The organism is Streptococcus sp. CF8_St5-17 (assembly GCF_024295665.1).
In the GTDB taxonomy this organism is placed as follows: Bacteria; Bacillota; Bacilli; order Lactobacillales; family Streptococcaceae; genus Streptococcus.
In genome coordinates, this window is sequence record NZ_JANCOU010000002.1 from 111,203 (window position 1) to 124,530 (window position 13,328).

Annotated in this window: 18 protein-coding genes and 1 tRNA gene; 14 read left to right on the plus strand and 5 right to left on the minus strand. The window is 38.2% G+C overall.

Going from position 1 to position 13,328, the window contains the following annotated elements:
- The first annotated feature begins 6 nt into the window (after window positions 1-6).
- Window positions 7-426: a F0F1 ATP synthase subunit epsilon gene (locus NMM19_RS02870; protein ID WP_006148659.1), complete on the plus strand. Its 420-nt coding sequence runs from the start codon at window positions 7-9 to the stop codon at window positions 424-426.
- Window positions 427-469: 43 nt separating this feature from the next.
- Here NMM19_RS02870 and NMM19_RS02875 read toward each other — a convergent pair whose 3' ends face one another.
- Window positions 470-1,483: a lactonase family protein gene (locus tag NMM19_RS02875; protein ID WP_254729868.1), complete on the minus strand. Its 1,014-nt coding sequence runs from the start codon at window positions 1,481-1,483 to the stop codon at window positions 470-472.
- 188 nt (window positions 1,484-1,671) lie between these two features.
- On the opposite strand from NMM19_RS02875, the gene NMM19_RS02880 reads away from it, so the two are divergent.
- From NMM19_RS02880 to NMM19_RS02895, 4 genes are all read left to right on the plus strand, one after another.
- A complete protein-coding gene (locus tag NMM19_RS02880; RefSeq protein ID WP_254729870.1) occupies window positions 1,672-2,835 on the plus strand; it encodes an AI-2E family transporter in 1,164 nt (387 codons plus the stop codon).
- Entirely contained in the window at window positions 2,825-4,057 is a 1,233-nt protein-coding gene (locus NMM19_RS02885; protein WP_254729872.1) for a tetratricopeptide repeat protein, read from the plus strand. Before NMM19_RS02880 ends, NMM19_RS02885 begins: the two co-directional genes overlap by 11 nt.
- 177 nt (window positions 4,058-4,234) lie before the next feature.
- A complete protein-coding gene (locus NMM19_RS02890) occupies window positions 4,235-5,071 on the plus strand; it encodes a DegV family protein (RefSeq protein ID WP_254729874.1) in 837 nt (278 codons plus the stop codon).
- Between the two features lie 107 nt (window positions 5,072-5,178).
- On the plus strand, window positions 5,179-5,454 hold the full coding sequence (locus NMM19_RS02895) for an HU family DNA-binding protein (protein WP_004253345.1): 276 nt from the start codon (window positions 5,179-5,181) through the stop codon (window positions 5,452-5,454).
- Between the two features lie 190 nt (window positions 5,455-5,644).
- On the opposite strand, the gene NMM19_RS02900 is transcribed toward NMM19_RS02895, so the two are convergent.
- Both NMM19_RS02900 and NMM19_RS02905 read right to left on the minus strand, forming a co-directional pair.
- Complete coding sequence (locus tag NMM19_RS02900) at window positions 5,645-5,887, minus strand: type B 50S ribosomal protein L31 (RefSeq protein ID WP_004253349.1); 243 nt, start codon at window positions 5,885-5,887, stop codon at window positions 5,645-5,647.
- A gap of 93 nt (window positions 5,888-5,980) precedes the next feature.
- A complete protein-coding gene (locus NMM19_RS02905) occupies window positions 5,981-6,919 on the minus strand; it encodes a bifunctional oligoribonuclease/PAP phosphatase NrnA (RefSeq protein WP_254729876.1) in 939 nt (312 codons plus the stop codon).
- Window positions 6,920-7,022: 103 nt separating this feature from the next.
- On the opposite strand from NMM19_RS02905, the gene NMM19_RS02910 reads away from it, so the two are divergent.
- From NMM19_RS02910 to NMM19_RS02945, 8 genes are all read left to right on the plus strand, one after another.
- Entirely contained in the window at window positions 7,023-7,466 is a 444-nt protein-coding gene (locus NMM19_RS02910) for a flavodoxin (protein WP_254729878.1), read from the plus strand.
- A 115-nt stretch (window positions 7,467-7,581) separates the two neighbouring features.
- Window positions 7,582-7,848, plus strand: coding sequence for a chorismate mutase (locus tag NMM19_RS02915; protein ID WP_254729880.1), 267 nt, complete (start codon window positions 7,582-7,584; stop codon window positions 7,846-7,848).
- Complete coding sequence (gene crcB, locus NMM19_RS02920; RefSeq protein ID WP_254729882.1) at window positions 7,845-8,219, plus strand: fluoride efflux transporter CrcB; 375 nt, start codon at window positions 7,845-7,847, stop codon at window positions 8,217-8,219. Before NMM19_RS02915 ends, crcB (NMM19_RS02920) begins: the two co-directional genes overlap by 4 nt.
- Window positions 8,213-8,542: a fluoride efflux transporter CrcB gene (gene crcB, locus NMM19_RS02925; protein ID WP_254729884.1), complete on the plus strand. Its 330-nt coding sequence runs from the start codon at window positions 8,213-8,215 to the stop codon at window positions 8,540-8,542. The genes crcB (NMM19_RS02920) and crcB (NMM19_RS02925) overlap by 7 nt, the downstream gene beginning before the upstream one ends.
- A 118-nt stretch (window positions 8,543-8,660) precedes the next feature.
- Window positions 8,661-9,008, plus strand: a complete 348-nt coding sequence (gene rplS / locus NMM19_RS02930) for a 50S ribosomal protein L19 (RefSeq protein ID WP_001068670.1) — start codon at window positions 8,661-8,663, stop codon at window positions 9,006-9,008.
- A 42-nt stretch (window positions 9,009-9,050) separates the two neighbouring features.
- Window positions 9,051-9,122: transfer RNA gene (locus tag NMM19_RS02935), tRNA-Arg, on the plus strand.
- A 114-nt stretch (window positions 9,123-9,236) separates the two neighbouring features.
- A complete protein-coding gene (locus NMM19_RS02940; RefSeq protein ID WP_254729886.1) occupies window positions 9,237-10,109 on the plus strand; it encodes a hypothetical protein in 873 nt (290 codons plus the stop codon).
- A gap of 97 nt (window positions 10,110-10,206) precedes the next feature.
- Entirely contained in the window at window positions 10,207-10,533 is a 327-nt protein-coding gene (locus NMM19_RS02945) for a hypothetical protein (RefSeq protein ID WP_049496555.1), read from the plus strand.
- A 75-nt stretch (window positions 10,534-10,608) separates the two neighbouring features.
- On the opposite strand, the gene yidA is transcribed toward NMM19_RS02945, so the two are convergent.
- Both yidA and NMM19_RS02955 read right to left on the minus strand, forming a co-directional pair.
- A complete protein-coding gene (gene yidA, locus NMM19_RS02950; protein ID WP_247921441.1) occupies window positions 10,609-11,415 on the minus strand; it encodes a sugar-phosphatase in 807 nt (268 codons plus the stop codon).
- A gap of 12 nt (window positions 11,416-11,427) precedes the next feature.
- On the minus strand, window positions 11,428-12,732 hold the full coding sequence (locus tag NMM19_RS02955; protein ID WP_254729888.1) for an HD domain-containing protein: 1,305 nt from the start codon (window positions 12,730-12,732) through the stop codon (window positions 11,428-11,430).
- Window positions 12,733-12,804: 72 nt separating this feature from the next.
- Here NMM19_RS02955 and NMM19_RS02960 point away from each other — a divergent pair, with 72 nt between their 5' ends.
- Complete coding sequence (locus tag NMM19_RS02960) at window positions 12,805-13,182, plus strand: DUF1934 domain-containing protein (protein WP_254729890.1); 378 nt, start codon at window positions 12,805-12,807, stop codon at window positions 13,180-13,182.
- The last annotated feature ends 146 nt before the right edge of the window (window positions 13,183-13,328 follow it).

A 13,328-nucleotide genomic window follows, 5' to 3' on the forward strand; every position in this document is an offset into this window, starting at 1 on the left:
TGATCTATGGCACATTTAACTGTCCAGATCGTGACACCAGATGGCCTCGTCTATGATCACCATGCCAGCTTTGTATCGGTACGAACTCTGGATGGTGAGATGGGGATCTTGCCACGACATGAAAATATGATTGCGGTTCTAGCAGTTGATGAAGTAAAGGTTAAACGCATCGATGATGATACTCATGTGAACTGGATTGCGGTAAACGGAGGAATCATTGAGATTGCTAATAATGTCATTACCATTATTGCTGACTCAGCTGAACGTGCGCGCGATATTGATGTTAGTCGTGCAGAACGTGCTAAACTTCGTGCAGAACGTGAAATCGAAGAAGCACAAGACAAACACTTAATTGATCAAGAGCGCCGTGCTAAAATTGCATTGCAACGTGCTATTAACCGTATCAATGTCGGAAATAAATTATAAAATAAAAAATGAGCTTGTTAAATCAAGTTCATTTTTTTATGCCCTATTTATTGAAACTAATACAGACTGCTTCAGGAACATGAAATTCATTAGAGAGTTCTGCCAGTCTACCAGTCTCAGGATTGCGCTTAAAGACAGTCGCATTATCAGAATCCTGGTGAACAGCGATAAGGAACTCCTGGTCAGGTGATAAATCAAAATCACGTGGATTTTTCCCATGCGTTGGAACAATCTCTAATAACTCCAAGCTACCATCTGCTAAAACGCTATAGACAGCAATAGAATCATGTCCTCGGTTAGAAGCGTAGAGGAATTTACCATCTTTTGAGAGACGAATAGCGGCAGTTCCATTGAAACCATCATAGTCATCTGGTAAGGTTGAAATGACCTGCATTTGTTCAAATTCTCCGACACCATCGTAAATCAATACTTCAATCGTACTATTGAGTTCACAAATGAGATAAGCAATCTTGTAGTGGTGGTGGAAAACAAGGTGGCGAGCTCCAGCACCAGGATTAGAATTGTAGCTTGCTAATTTCTTTAATTGTCCTTCTGGACTGACATCGTAGGTAGTAACTTGGTCAGTACCTAAGTCACAAGTTACTAAATATTGGTCTGGTGTTAAATCTGTGTAGTGTACGTGAGGAGAAGTTTGGTTTTCATGTGGACCATGGCCGGTATGTTGGTCAATATCAGCTAATTCAAGACTGCCATCTTCTTTTCGTTTATAGACTAGCACTTGTCCTTTATGGTAGTTTGCGCCATAGACTAGACTACGCTTCTCATCAACTGCAACGTAACAGTGAGGAGCACCTTCTTCAACGACATGATTAAGGAGACTACCATCAGTCTTGTATGCTGCGATACCACCTTTACCATCATGGCTTCCTACAGTGTATAAATGTTGGTCTTGATCAAAGGCCAAATAGGTTGGACTTGGTTCTGCTGCAAAGAGTTTTAAATTTGCTAGCTTGACTGTCTCAGTATCAAAATCTGCCTTGTAAATCCCTTGGGAAATACGGCGTGTATAAGTTCCAAAATAGACTGTTTCTTTCATATTCATACCTCTAAAAAAATATACTTCAATTATAACATAAAAAGGTCTACTAGATGAAAATTCTAATTCATAAAACGGTCCTGGACTCTTGACAAAAAGCTAAATTTATCCTTTTTTAAAACACTATAAAAACCCCTTATTTTTCTTAAAACATGGTATAATGTTAGGACAAAGGAAAGGAAGAAAAAATGGAACAAAAAGAGAAACACTTTACCTTATCTTGGTTTTTTAAATGGTTTTTAGATAATAAGGCTGTTACTGTATTTTTGGTGGCCTTGTTACTAGGTCTGAATATTTTTATTCTCAGTAAAATCAGCTTTTTATTTATCCCTGTTATAGACTTTTTATCAGTAGTCATGTTGCCGGTTATTTTATCGGGACTACTTTTCTATCTCTTGAATCCACTAGTAGATTTGATGGAGAAGTACAAGATTAACCGCGTCTTAGCCATTAGTATTATCTTCGTCATTATTGCCGTACTCTTGATTATTGGTCTAGCTGTTGCAATTCCAAACCTTCAACGTCAAGTAGTAATTTTTGCGCAAAATGTCCCAAGTTATCTCGAAGATGCTGATAGAGTTATTGATGACCTTGTAACCAAGCGTTTGCCAGATGACTTTAGACCTCAACTGGAACAGGTTTTAGCGCAATTTTCAACTCAGGCAACTGCATGGGCAAGTAATATTTCTTCTAAAGCTGTCAACTGGGTGAGTGCTCTTATTAGTGGAACGTCACAAGTGATTGTTGCTCTAATTATCATGCCATTTATGCTCTTTTACCTCCTTCGAGACGGTAAAGGGCTAAGAGACTATATCACTCAGTTTTTACCAAATAAATTAAGAGAACCAGTAGGTAAGGTTCTATCAGATGTGAACCAACAACTTGCTAATTACGTTAGAGGACAAATTACAGTCGCTGTAATCGTAGCTATCATGTTTATTATCTTCTTTAAGATAATTGGGCTTCGATATGCAGTAGCGCTCGGTGTTACTGCAGGTGTATTGAACCTTGTGCCTTATCTTGGAAGCTTCCTTGCTATGCTTCCAGCCCTTGTGTTGGCTCTCATTGCAGGTCCTGTCATGCTCTTAAAAGTTATTATCGTCTTTATTGTTGAGCAAACCATTGAAGGACGCTTTGTATCACCATTGATTTTAGGAAGCCAATTGAATATTCACCCAATCACAATTCTTTTTGTTCTATTAACTTCAGGATCCATGTTTGGTATTTGGGGTGTATTGCTAGGGATTCCAATCTACGCTTCTGCAAAAGTAGTGATTTCAGCTATTTTTGATTGGTACAAAGAAATTAGTGGACTTTATGAACCAGTAGAGGAGACTAATCGTGAACAATAGTCAACAAATGCTCGAGGCTTTAGAACAACAAGATTTGCCCAAAGCAGATTCCTATTTTCAAAAAGCAATAGAGGAAGATTCAGATGAAGTTCTTCTTGAACTTGCTGCATATCTCGAAGGGATTGGTTTCTATCCACAGGCAGCACAAATCTATGAGAAACTAGCACCGAAATTTCCAGAAGTCTACATCAATCTAGCTGCAATTGCTGGTGAGGATGGATTGATTGAGGAAGCCTTTGATTATTTAGAGAATATTGGTCCTGAAAGCGAATGGTATGTATCAGCTCTTGCCTTAAAAGCTGATTTATATCAGATGGAAGGACTGACTGATGTTGCGCGTGAGAAGCTCTTAGAAGCTCGTAGCTACTCTAATGATCCTCTCTTGATATTTGGACTAGCAGAATTAGATAGCGAGTTAGGAAACGATTTAGAGGCTATTCAGGGCTATGCCCAATTAGATAATCGTGCTATCTATGATCAAACTGGAATTTCGACTTATCAGAGAATTGGTCTTGCTTATGCAAGACTTGGAAAGTTCGAATCTGCTATTGAGTTTCTAGAAAAAGCCTTAGAGTTAGAATATGATGACCAAACAGCCTATGAACTTGCCAGTCTCTATTTTGATCAAGAGGACTACCAAAAAGCAGTCTTATACTTTAAACAAATAGACACCATTTCCCCAGATTTTGAAGGATATGAGTACGGCTATAGCCAAGCCCTTCATAAAGAACACCAGACAGAAGAAGCTCTGAAAATAGCGCAACAAGGATTATCAAAAAATCCTTTTGAAACCCGTCTCTTACTCCTTGCATCTCAGTTATCTTACGAGTTACACCAACCTGAACAAGCAGAAGCTTATCTACTACAAGCTCAAGAGAATGCTGATGACCAGGAAGAAATTTTATTGCGCTTAGCGACTATGTATCAGGAACAAGAGAGATACGAGGATATTCTTGATTTAGAAGTTTATGAGCCTGAGAATCTCTTAACTAAATGGATGATTGCCCGAAGCCACCAAGAGACTGAGGAATTGGATGCAGCCTATGAACTCTATAAGGACCTTGCAACAGAACTCAAGGACAATCCTGAGTTTTTGGAGCAGTATATTTATTTATTAAGAGAACTAGGTAAGTTAGAAGAGGCAAAAACATATATCCTAGCTTATCTTCACTTAGTACCAGACGATATGCAGATGCAGGAATTATATAATCATTTAATGTAAGATATCCATAATAATCGCCTGAAAAGGGGCGGTTATTTTTTATAAACTTTTTTAAAAATAATTAGGGAATAAGCCCTTAAAATAAATAGATATTGTATGAATTTTTGATAATTTTTTGATATAATTGATATTGTTAAGTTGAATAATTAAAATTCATGAAATAGAAAGATTTGAAATATGACAAAAGTAAAAATTGTAACGGACTCTTCTGTTACTATTGAACCAGAAGTAGTCAAAGAATTCGATATTACTGTCGTTCCACTATCAGTAATGATTGATAGTGTCCTTTATTCGGATGCAGATCTTGAAGAAGGAGAATTTCTTCGCTTGATGCAAGCTAGTAAAAATCTTCCTAAGACTAGTCAACCACCAGTTGGACTCTTTGCAGAAATTTTTGATGATTTGGGTAAGGATGGTAGTCAGGTTCTAGCTATTCACATGTCCCATGCTTTATCAGGAACAGTAGAAGCGGCTCGTCAAGGAGCAAGTCTATCAACAGCAGATGTCACTGTTTTGGATAGTTCATTCACAGATCAGGCCTTGAAGTTCCAAGTTGTGGAAGCTGCTAAACTAGCTCAAGAAGGAAAAGACCTTGAAACTATTCTAACTCATGTAGAGGACGTAAAAAATCACACTGAACTCTACATCGGTGTTTCAACTTTAGAAAATCTAGTAAAAGGTGGTCGCATTGGCCGTGTTACTGGTTTGCTGAGCTCTTTACTTAATATTCGAGTTGTTATGCAAATGAAGGACCATGAACTTCAACCGATTGTGAAGGGCCGTGGTGCCAAAACCTTTAAGAAATGGTTGGATGAGTTAGTAGCCACTCTAGCAAATAGACCAGTAGCCGAGATTGGTATTTCTTATGCAGGTACAAATGAATGGGCAAATGAGATGAAAGCTGTTCTACAACCTTATGTTGAGAAGCCGATTTCAGTCCTTGAAACGGGCTCAATTATCCAAACTCACACCGGAGAAAACGCCTGGGCAATCTTAATTCGATATAATTCCTAAAAAAATTGAGAAAAATCAATAAAAACGTGTTTTTGACTTGACCAAAAAGGAAATTTAGGTTATGATTATAAGTGTTAATTAGAAATAATTTTGGAGGATTCATTAACATGGCAAACAAACAAGATTTGATCGCTAAAGTAGCAGAAGCTACAGAATTGACTAAGAAAGATTCAGCAGCAGCAGTTGACGCTGTATTCGCAGCTGTAACTGAATTCCTTTCAGCTGGTGAAAAAGTTCAATTGATCGGTTTTGGTAACTTCGAAGTTCGTAAACGTGCAGCTCGTAAAGGTCGCAACCCACAAACTGGTAAAGAAATCAAAATCAAAGCTTCTAAAGTTCCAGCATTCAAAGCTGGTAAAGCTCTTAAAGAAGCAGTTAAATAATGATTTTATAAAAAGCCTGTCATATCAAGTATTTGAGCTTGCGTGACGGGCTTTTTTTGTGTATAGGGGGCATGAAAGTAGCAGGAGAAGATAAACTAGTATTTCTAGTCGAACTACATTTGAAAGTAACAAAAAAACAACTTCGAATCGAAGTTGTTTTTGTTCAACCTTATGCAAGTGATGCGGTTGATTATTTGAGACCGTATTTTTTGTTGAAACGATCCACGCGTCCATCTGCTTGAGTGAACTTTTGACGTCCAGTGTAGAATGGGTGTGAGTCTGATGAAATTTCCACACGGATCAATGGGTAAGTTTCGCCTTCGAACTCAACAGTTTCGCTAGAGCGTTTTGTTGAACCGCTAAGGAATTTGTAACCAGTAGTTGTGTCCATGAAGACAACTGGGCGATATTCTGGATGGATATCTTTTTTCATTTTGCAATATTTCCTTTCTGCCATGGTCTCTTTGCGAGCCATAGATTGTTACCATACTAGTCTATCAGATTATCATAAGTTTGGCAAGACTTTTTATCTATTTTTCAGTAAGTTTTTTAATTTTTGGTAGATGAGCTCATTCTCTTCTAAACTATAAGAATTTGCTCCGCTAGCAAGTGGATGTCCACCGCCGTCATGTTCTTTTGCGACTTCATTGATTGGAACAAATTTACTACGAAGACGTACGCGGTAGTGACCATCAGCTTGCTCCACAAAGATTCCCCAAAGGCTGACAGTATCGATACGGCCTGGAGCCCCTACGATAGCTGCTGTTTCTGCATCAGTAACTTCATATTTCTTCAAAATTTCTTGAGTAAGAATGACACGAGCAGCACCATTTTCATCAACTTCTAAGTGATCATAAACATAACCTTGGAGTTTGGCAATCTTAAAGCTCATAGTTTCCATTTTACGTGTCAATTCGGCGTAGTCAAAGTTGTGTTCTCTGAGTTGACTTGCTACTCGAAGTGTTCGTGCAGAAGTAGACGGAAAAAGGAAACGGCCTGTGTCGCCAATAATTCCAGCACAGAGCATTTTAGCAGCGTAATCTGATAGTACTAGATTAGTTGCTTCAGCAAAGAGAGCAATCATCTCACTCGCACTGCTTGAATTAGTATCTACCCAAACTAGATCACCGTAGACTTCGTCGTTTGGATGGTGGTCAATCTTAATAATGGTATCAGCTTGAGTATATCGTTTGTCATCGATACGAGCTGTATTTGCTGTGTCACAGATAATGGCAAGGGCATCTTGATAGTCTGTGTCATCTACTTGATCCATTTCAGCTAGCCAAGTTAAGGTTGGTTCGTTAAAACCCACTGCTTTGATAGTTTTTTCAGGAAAATGATGCTCAAGTAAGGCTTTTAATCCTACCTGACTACCCAAGGCATCTGGATCTGGTTTCATATGGCGATGAATAATAATAGTATCGTATGCTTTGATTTTTTCTAAAATTTGGTGACAAATTTCCATATTGAACCTCAATTCTTTCTCATTTCATTGTAGCATAAGAGTTTTTATTTTTAAAATGAAAAAGATGTGATATAATGGAGAAAGATTAATTGAGGAGGACCTTATGGCATTAGCAAAAATTGTATTTGCCAGTATGACCGGTAATACTGAAGAAATCGCAGATATTGTAGCAGATAAATTAAGAGAATGTGGATTAGATGTCGATGTTGATGAGTGTACAACAGTTGATGCTTCTGACTTTTTAGAAGCAGACATCGCCATTGTCGCAACCTACACCTACGGTGATGGAGAATTACCAGACGAAATGATGGACTTCTACGAAGACCTAGCAGACCTCAACTTAAGTGGCAAAATCTATGGTGTAGTTGGTTCAGGTGATACTTTCTACGATGAATTCTGTAAAGCTGTTGACGATTTTGATCGTGTATTTGTAACAACAGGAGCTGAAAAAGGTTCAGAGTGCGTTAAAGTAGACCTTTCAGCAGAAGATGAAGATATCGAACGCTTGGAGCAATTTGCAGAAGAATTGGCTGCCAAAGTGGGATAAGCATGAACTTGCACTGATGATAGATGTCAGTGCAGTTTTTTGTTAGATATGCCTGAGAATAACTTGCCTATTTAGTAGCTTTGTACACAATGATTCAAATAAAGAAGGAGACTCAATGGATTTAGATATTATTAGACAAGAAATTGACCAAATCGATGACCAAATCGTTCAACTTTTAGAAGAAAGAATGCATCTAGTTGAGGGTGTAGTTGCTTATAAAAAGTCTACAGGAAAACCAATCTTGGATACCAAAAGAGAAGAAGTTATCTTTGAAAAAGTCAGAAATCGCGTCAGCAATAAAAAATACGAAGATACAATTGTTGAGACTTTTTCAGATATTCTCAAACGCTCACGTGATTATCAGGATAAAACGATCAAATGAATAAAGAAAAATTTTACCCTCTAGGAATCTTTCTAGCTGGTATGCTGGGAGGAATTGTGCGTTTTCAGATTTCGAGATGGTTGCCATCTAGTCCAGACTTCCCTTGGGGAACACTAGTAGTCAACTATTTAGGAATTTTTTGCCTTGTCTACCTTGTAAAAGGTTATCTGGTTTATAAGGGAAGTAGTAAAGGAACTATTCTAGCGCTTGGAACAGGATTCTGTGGCGGCTTAACGACATTTTCTAGTCTCCTATTAGATGCTGTGAAATTACTGGACACAGGGCGATACCTTAGTTTGGTGACCTATTTGCTTTTGAGCGTTGGTGGCGGACTTTTATTAGCTTATTGTCTAGGGAGGAAGAAATGGTAGTATTTTATCTAGCGCTTGCTTGTGGACTGGGTGCTCTTGTTCGTTATTTCTTTTCCCGTTATAATCAAGGGTCAGTGCTACCACTAGGAACACTCATAGCTAATCTTCTAGGTTGTTTTTTGATTGGATTATGCTATAACCATGTGGAGTCAAAAGAAGTCTATCTTATTCTTGCAACTGGTTTTTGTGGTGGTTTGACTACTTTCTCAACTTTGAATGATGAACTCCAAAGACTGATCAATGACAAGAAGGAATTTTATAGTTATTTATTATTAACCTACTTGCTTGGTTTTCTTGCAATTTTTTTGGGAATTTTGCTTTAAATTTCTTTACTTTTTCTAGGAAATTTGATAAACTGTATCTTGTGTGTAATGGACGCACAAAAATACAGTTTATCCGCTGAGGAAGTTTCCTCAAGATTGACAAAGATAGGAGAATAAAATGAATCCATTAATCCAAAGCTTGACTGAAGGTCAACTTCGTACAGATATCCCTTCATTCCGTCCTGGTGACACTGTTCGTGTACACGCGAAAGTTGTCGAAGGAAACCGTGAACGTGTTCAGATCTTTGAAGGTGTTGTTATTGCACGTAAAGGTGCTGGCATCTCAGAAAACTACACAGTTCGTAAAATCTCTAACGGTGTAGGTGTTGAACGTATCTTCCCAATCCACACTCCACGTGTTGAAAAGATCGAAGTTGTTCGTTACGGTAAAGTACGTCGTGCGAAATTGTACTACTTGCGTGCTCTTCAAGGTAAGGCAGCTCGTATCAAAGAAATCCGTCGTTAATTCGATGAACAAAACTCTGCTGCAAGGCAGGGTTTTTCTCTAGCTCCCTTAGTTCAATGGATATAACAACTCCCTCCTAAGGAGTAGTTGCAGGTTCGATTCCTGCAGGGGGCAGAACTAGAAATAAAAACACTGGATAACCAGTGTTTTTTCTTTGATCAAATTTTGAACCACTCATAAGATATCTATGGTGTGTTATAATGGACATAGAATGTTAAGGAGAAAAAGATGAAAAAAGGCATATTAATTGGCTGCTTATCCATAGTTATACTATTTGCAATGTTCATAGTGCTTAGTCCTATTATTGCTATGATGGATATGTGGGGTCTATTTGCCCATGCAAGTCAGAATGAACTTGAGCAAGCTGTACATCGTTCTTATAAGAACTACGGTCTTAAAGGTCAGTTTGAGTTAGAAAAATACGAAAAAAACTATACAAGTGTAGGAGGATTTGTAATCCATGGTACTTACACTGAAAATATAGATGGTAAAACCTATCAAGCTAATTCCCGTTTTGAATACTATACTCGTCCTTCGGAAAACAAAAAGTATAAAAAGACGGATGCAGAAGTAGATTATGAACAAAACAAAAAAATTTATCAGGCTTTTCCAGAATTAGCCTATCTAGGGATTGAAATAAGTCCAGGCACCAGTGAGTTTTTAAAAACATTGGACACTTCAATAACAGATCCTAAAATGACTGCTTTGAAGTACGAAGGGATTGATTTTCAATTTAATAGTAAATCTGGCAACATGTATCTTTATGATAAAATATTAGAGGAAAATCAAAGAAATGGACAAGCATTACAAGGGATGTATCCTATGGATGCTCAATATCTTTTCCAAAAAGATATTTTTATACCAGAATTTCAATTTCGATACTACACTCCAGAAGACAAGAAGGATCAGTTATATGATGCCTATCTTGAAGACCTTGAATCGCAAATGAAAGAATTTTTTAACAATCAACCCCTTCCAAGCGGTCTTTATGCTGTAAAGATTGATAAATATGAAGGGGATAAACTTGTCAATAATAGCGGTGGATATTATGTGAAGATTGAGAATCGTCAAGTTGTGGAGTTTATCAAAGATTTACAGTAGGAGTTACTATGCTAATGCTGCTTATAAAGACTTATAAGATACTGATATGAGATTGAAGGGTAGAACATACAAAAAAGTGAGTAAAGGAGTACGTTCTATGTTAGCTATTTATATTGATTCTATAGGGGATAAGTCAGTGACCTATAAGTTGTTAAGAAACTATTCATCCTTGTCTCTTTCTCTAATCCAATCAAGAATAAAAAATCATGATACAGTTATGGAAGTGGATATTCTAGATTTGGACGAATTAAAAAAAGTAAGAGCCCTTATTCATGACTTGAGTGACATTGGAACCATGGTTACTATGAAAGATTCGACTGGTATTATCACCTTAGAGATATTAAGTAATATCATTACCACCTATGAAGAAATTGCGGTTGAAAGAGAAGAGTTAGACGCACTTATGTTTGATGAGGAAGAATAATCCGTAATTTAAAACACCCCAGGAGTTAGAGTTGTATCTCTAACTTCTGGGGTGCTTTTTTAAATTCTAATAATTTTACAAGACCCAAGTTCGGATAGCATGGGCAACGCCTGATTCATCATTTGTTTTGGTGATGTATTTGGCGATTTTTTTGAGTTTGGGGTTTCCGTTTTCCATAACAACGGGATTACCAACGACTGCTAGCATGGCACGGTCATTTTCCTCATCCCCAATCGCCATGGTTTCATCCTTACTTAGTCCAAGTTTCTCAGCTAGGTGAGTGATAGCAGATCCCTTGTCTACATCCTTTTTAAGGAGTTCTAGGTAAAATGGAGCAGATTTGTTGATAGAGTATCGCTCGTAAAATTTTGCTGGAATCTTTTCAATCGCAGCATCTAGAATCTCAGGTTCGTCGATAAACATACATTTAACGATTTCTTTATCGGCCATCTCTTCGGGTGTACGGTAAAAAATTGGCATACTGACGAGGGTTGATTCGTGTACGGTGTATTTTCCGATATTGCGATTGGCAGTGTAGATGCCGTCCTTGGTAATAGCATGCATATGGACTCCAAGTTTACGGCTGAGAAATTCCATATCCAGATAGTCCTCGTAAGTTAAGGATTCACTGATAATCTCATGACCATTAGCAGTTTCTTGGACAAGGGCACCGTTGAAGGTCACAACATAATCACCTTCATCTCTCAACTGCAAGTCGTCAAGGAGTTTGGCAACACCAGCGATGGGGCGTCCTGTTGCAATGACAACCTTGACTCCAGCTGCTTTGGCATCTTGGATAGCTGCAAAAACTTCTGGAGTAATTTCTTTTTTACTATTAACTAGGGTACCATCAATATCGACGGCGATTAGTTTTATACTCATAAATTTCCTCTGTTATTTCTTGTCTGGAGCGAAATGATCATTCTCAATCAAATGTGAAAATTGTTGAATGGTAGAAGCAAAAATATTGTTTGGATTGAGCATTTCTTTAGGGAAGTAGAAACGGTTGTCACCATGACGACTTCCTGCAAGAGATTGGACGATAGGTGAAAGACTAGAAAGTTCAGCTAACTCACCATTTTTCTGCACAATCTCAATTTGTGTTCTTGGATTTTCGGACTCTGGTCGGTAAATATCGTATGGAAGGTCAAAATTCTTATGAATAGCAGTGTAGTAGTTGGGATCAAAACCAATTTCCTCTACTAAACCTCGCATGATTTCAAGTTGATTTTGGTCTTCCTGAGAAAAAGTAATAGATTTAAAGACCTTCCGATTAATGAAACGTTGGGACAGGTCAGCCAATATCTTGTCCGTACTTGTCATCCAGAGCTGGAAGTAGGTATTCATAACTCCGTCATCTAGTGCTAGATAATCAGACAAGCTAACGTTTTTTTCAAAGAATGGTAGTAAGTGTGGAGAGGTTAGAGCAAAGAAGTCCTTGTTTTCTGGATAGAGTTCTTTGGCACGTTTGAGAAGATTTTGCAAAAGGACTTCCATGGCACGTGTGGCTGGGTGGAAATAGACCTGCATGTACATCTGATAACGACTAAGGACATAGTCCTCGATGGCATGCATCCCATTACGCTGAAAGGCGATTCCATTTTCAACAGGACGAATGACACGAAGGATCCGTGTTAAATCAAACTGGCCATAAAAAGCACCAGTGAAGTAGGAGTCACGAAGGAGATAGTCCATGCGGTCCGCATCAATCTGACTAGAAATCAGCTGAACCACTTGTTTATTTGGATAAGTGTGGTCGATAACGCTGGCTACCTTTTTCGGGAAATCGGGTGCCACCTGCAAAAGAACCTGGTGAATCTCTGTTTCAGGACTCTGAATAATTTCCTGAGTAATTGCCTCATGGTCAGTATCAAAGAGATTTTCAAAAGTATGAGAGTAGGCACCATGTCCAAGGTCATGTAGAAGGGCTGCAGTCATGGTTAAGAGAGACTCATTAGAATCCCACTCCTCAGGATATTTCTCCTCAAATATCTCAGTGATTTGACGGGCAATTTCGTAGACACCCAAACAGTGAGAAAAACGACTATGCTCTCCACCATGGAAAGTATAGCTAGATGTCCCTAACTGTTTGATGCGACGAAGCCGTTGAAATTCTTTGGTATTGATTAGGTCATAAATGACTTGATTATTAACGTGGATATAGTTGTGAACAGGGTCACGAAATACTTTTTCATTCATAAGACCATTATAGCAAATTCCGTGGCTTTTTGGTAAAATAGTAGGGATAAGTGAGAAGAAAGAGGAACTCTTGTGAAGATTAGTATGAGAAATACTATCCAGTTCGATGAACAATTGGAAGTAATCGACCAACTTTATGATGTAGAACTACGTGAAAAGGGAGATTTTTCTTATCTCCTTTTCTACAATGAAGAGCAAGAAAAAGTTGTAATTAAGTTTCAAGAAGAAGAGCTCGTCATGACGCGCTTCTCAAATCCCAATACTATCATGCGTTTTCTGAAGGATTCCGATAGTTTAGCCTATATTCCAACACCTATGGGTATGCAGGAGTTTATCATTCAAACCAGCCACTATGAAGTTGGTGAAGAGAAGATTGAACTAGCCTATCAACTTCAAAACAAAGAAGGAGTTCCATTTGCGGACTACCGTTTAGAAATTACTTGGGGATAAGAAAAAGAGGCTGGGACAAAAGTTCTAGCCTCTCAATTCGAGCAAGACGCAGTGGTTGAGTGGGCTCTACTACGCTGATTTCATCAGCTTTTACAGCCCTACTCAACTGTGCGGAGGTGGGACGACGAAATCGAATTCTAACGAAT

Excerpts from the sequence above, each read along its gene's own strand:
- NMM19_RS02870 (WP_006148659.1), top strand. The coding sequence starts at position 7 with ATGGCACATTTAACTGTCCAGATCGTGACACCAGATGGCCTCGTCTAT.
- NMM19_RS02875 (WP_254729868.1), bottom strand. The coding sequence starts at position 1,483 with ATGAAAGAAACAGTCTATTTTGGAACTTATACACGCCGTATTTCCCAA.
- NMM19_RS02880 (WP_254729870.1), top strand. The coding sequence starts at position 1,672 with ATGGAACAAAAAGAGAAACACTTTACCTTATCTTGGTTTTTTAAATGG.
- NMM19_RS02890 (WP_254729874.1), top strand. The coding sequence starts at position 4,235 with ATGACAAAAGTAAAAATTGTAACGGACTCTTCTGTTACTATTGAACCA.
- NMM19_RS02895 (WP_004253345.1), top strand. The coding sequence starts at position 5,179 with ATGGCAAACAAACAAGATTTGATCGCTAAAGTAGCAGAAGCTACAGAA.
- NMM19_RS02900 (WP_004253349.1), bottom strand. The coding sequence starts at position 5,887 with ATGAAAAAAGATATCCATCCAGAATATCGCCCAGTTGTCTTCATGGAC.
- NMM19_RS02905 (WP_254729876.1), bottom strand. The coding sequence starts at position 6,919 with ATGGAAATTTGTCACCAAATTTTAGAAAAAATCAAAGCATACGATACT.
- NMM19_RS02910 (WP_254729878.1), top strand. The coding sequence starts at position 7,023 with ATGGCATTAGCAAAAATTGTATTTGCCAGTATGACCGGTAATACTGAA.
- NMM19_RS02915 (WP_254729880.1), top strand. The coding sequence starts at position 7,582 with ATGGATTTAGATATTATTAGACAAGAAATTGACCAAATCGATGACCAA.
- crcB (WP_254729882.1), top strand. The coding sequence starts at position 7,845 with ATGAATAAAGAAAAATTTTACCCTCTAGGAATCTTTCTAGCTGGTATG.
- crcB (WP_254729884.1), top strand. The coding sequence starts at position 8,213 with ATGGTAGTATTTTATCTAGCGCTTGCTTGTGGACTGGGTGCTCTTGTT.
- rplS (WP_001068670.1), top strand. The coding sequence starts at position 8,661 with ATGAATCCATTAATCCAAAGCTTGACTGAAGGTCAACTTCGTACAGAT.
- NMM19_RS02940 (WP_254729886.1), top strand. The coding sequence starts at position 9,237 with ATGAAAAAAGGCATATTAATTGGCTGCTTATCCATAGTTATACTATTT.
- NMM19_RS02945 (WP_049496555.1), top strand. The coding sequence starts at position 10,207 with ATGTTAGCTATTTATATTGATTCTATAGGGGATAAGTCAGTGACCTAT.
- yidA (WP_247921441.1), bottom strand. The coding sequence starts at position 11,415 with ATGAGTATAAAACTAATCGCCGTCGATATTGATGGTACCCTAGTTAAT.
- NMM19_RS02955 (WP_254729888.1), bottom strand. The coding sequence starts at position 12,732 with ATGAATGAAAAAGTATTTCGTGACCCTGTTCACAACTATATCCACGTT.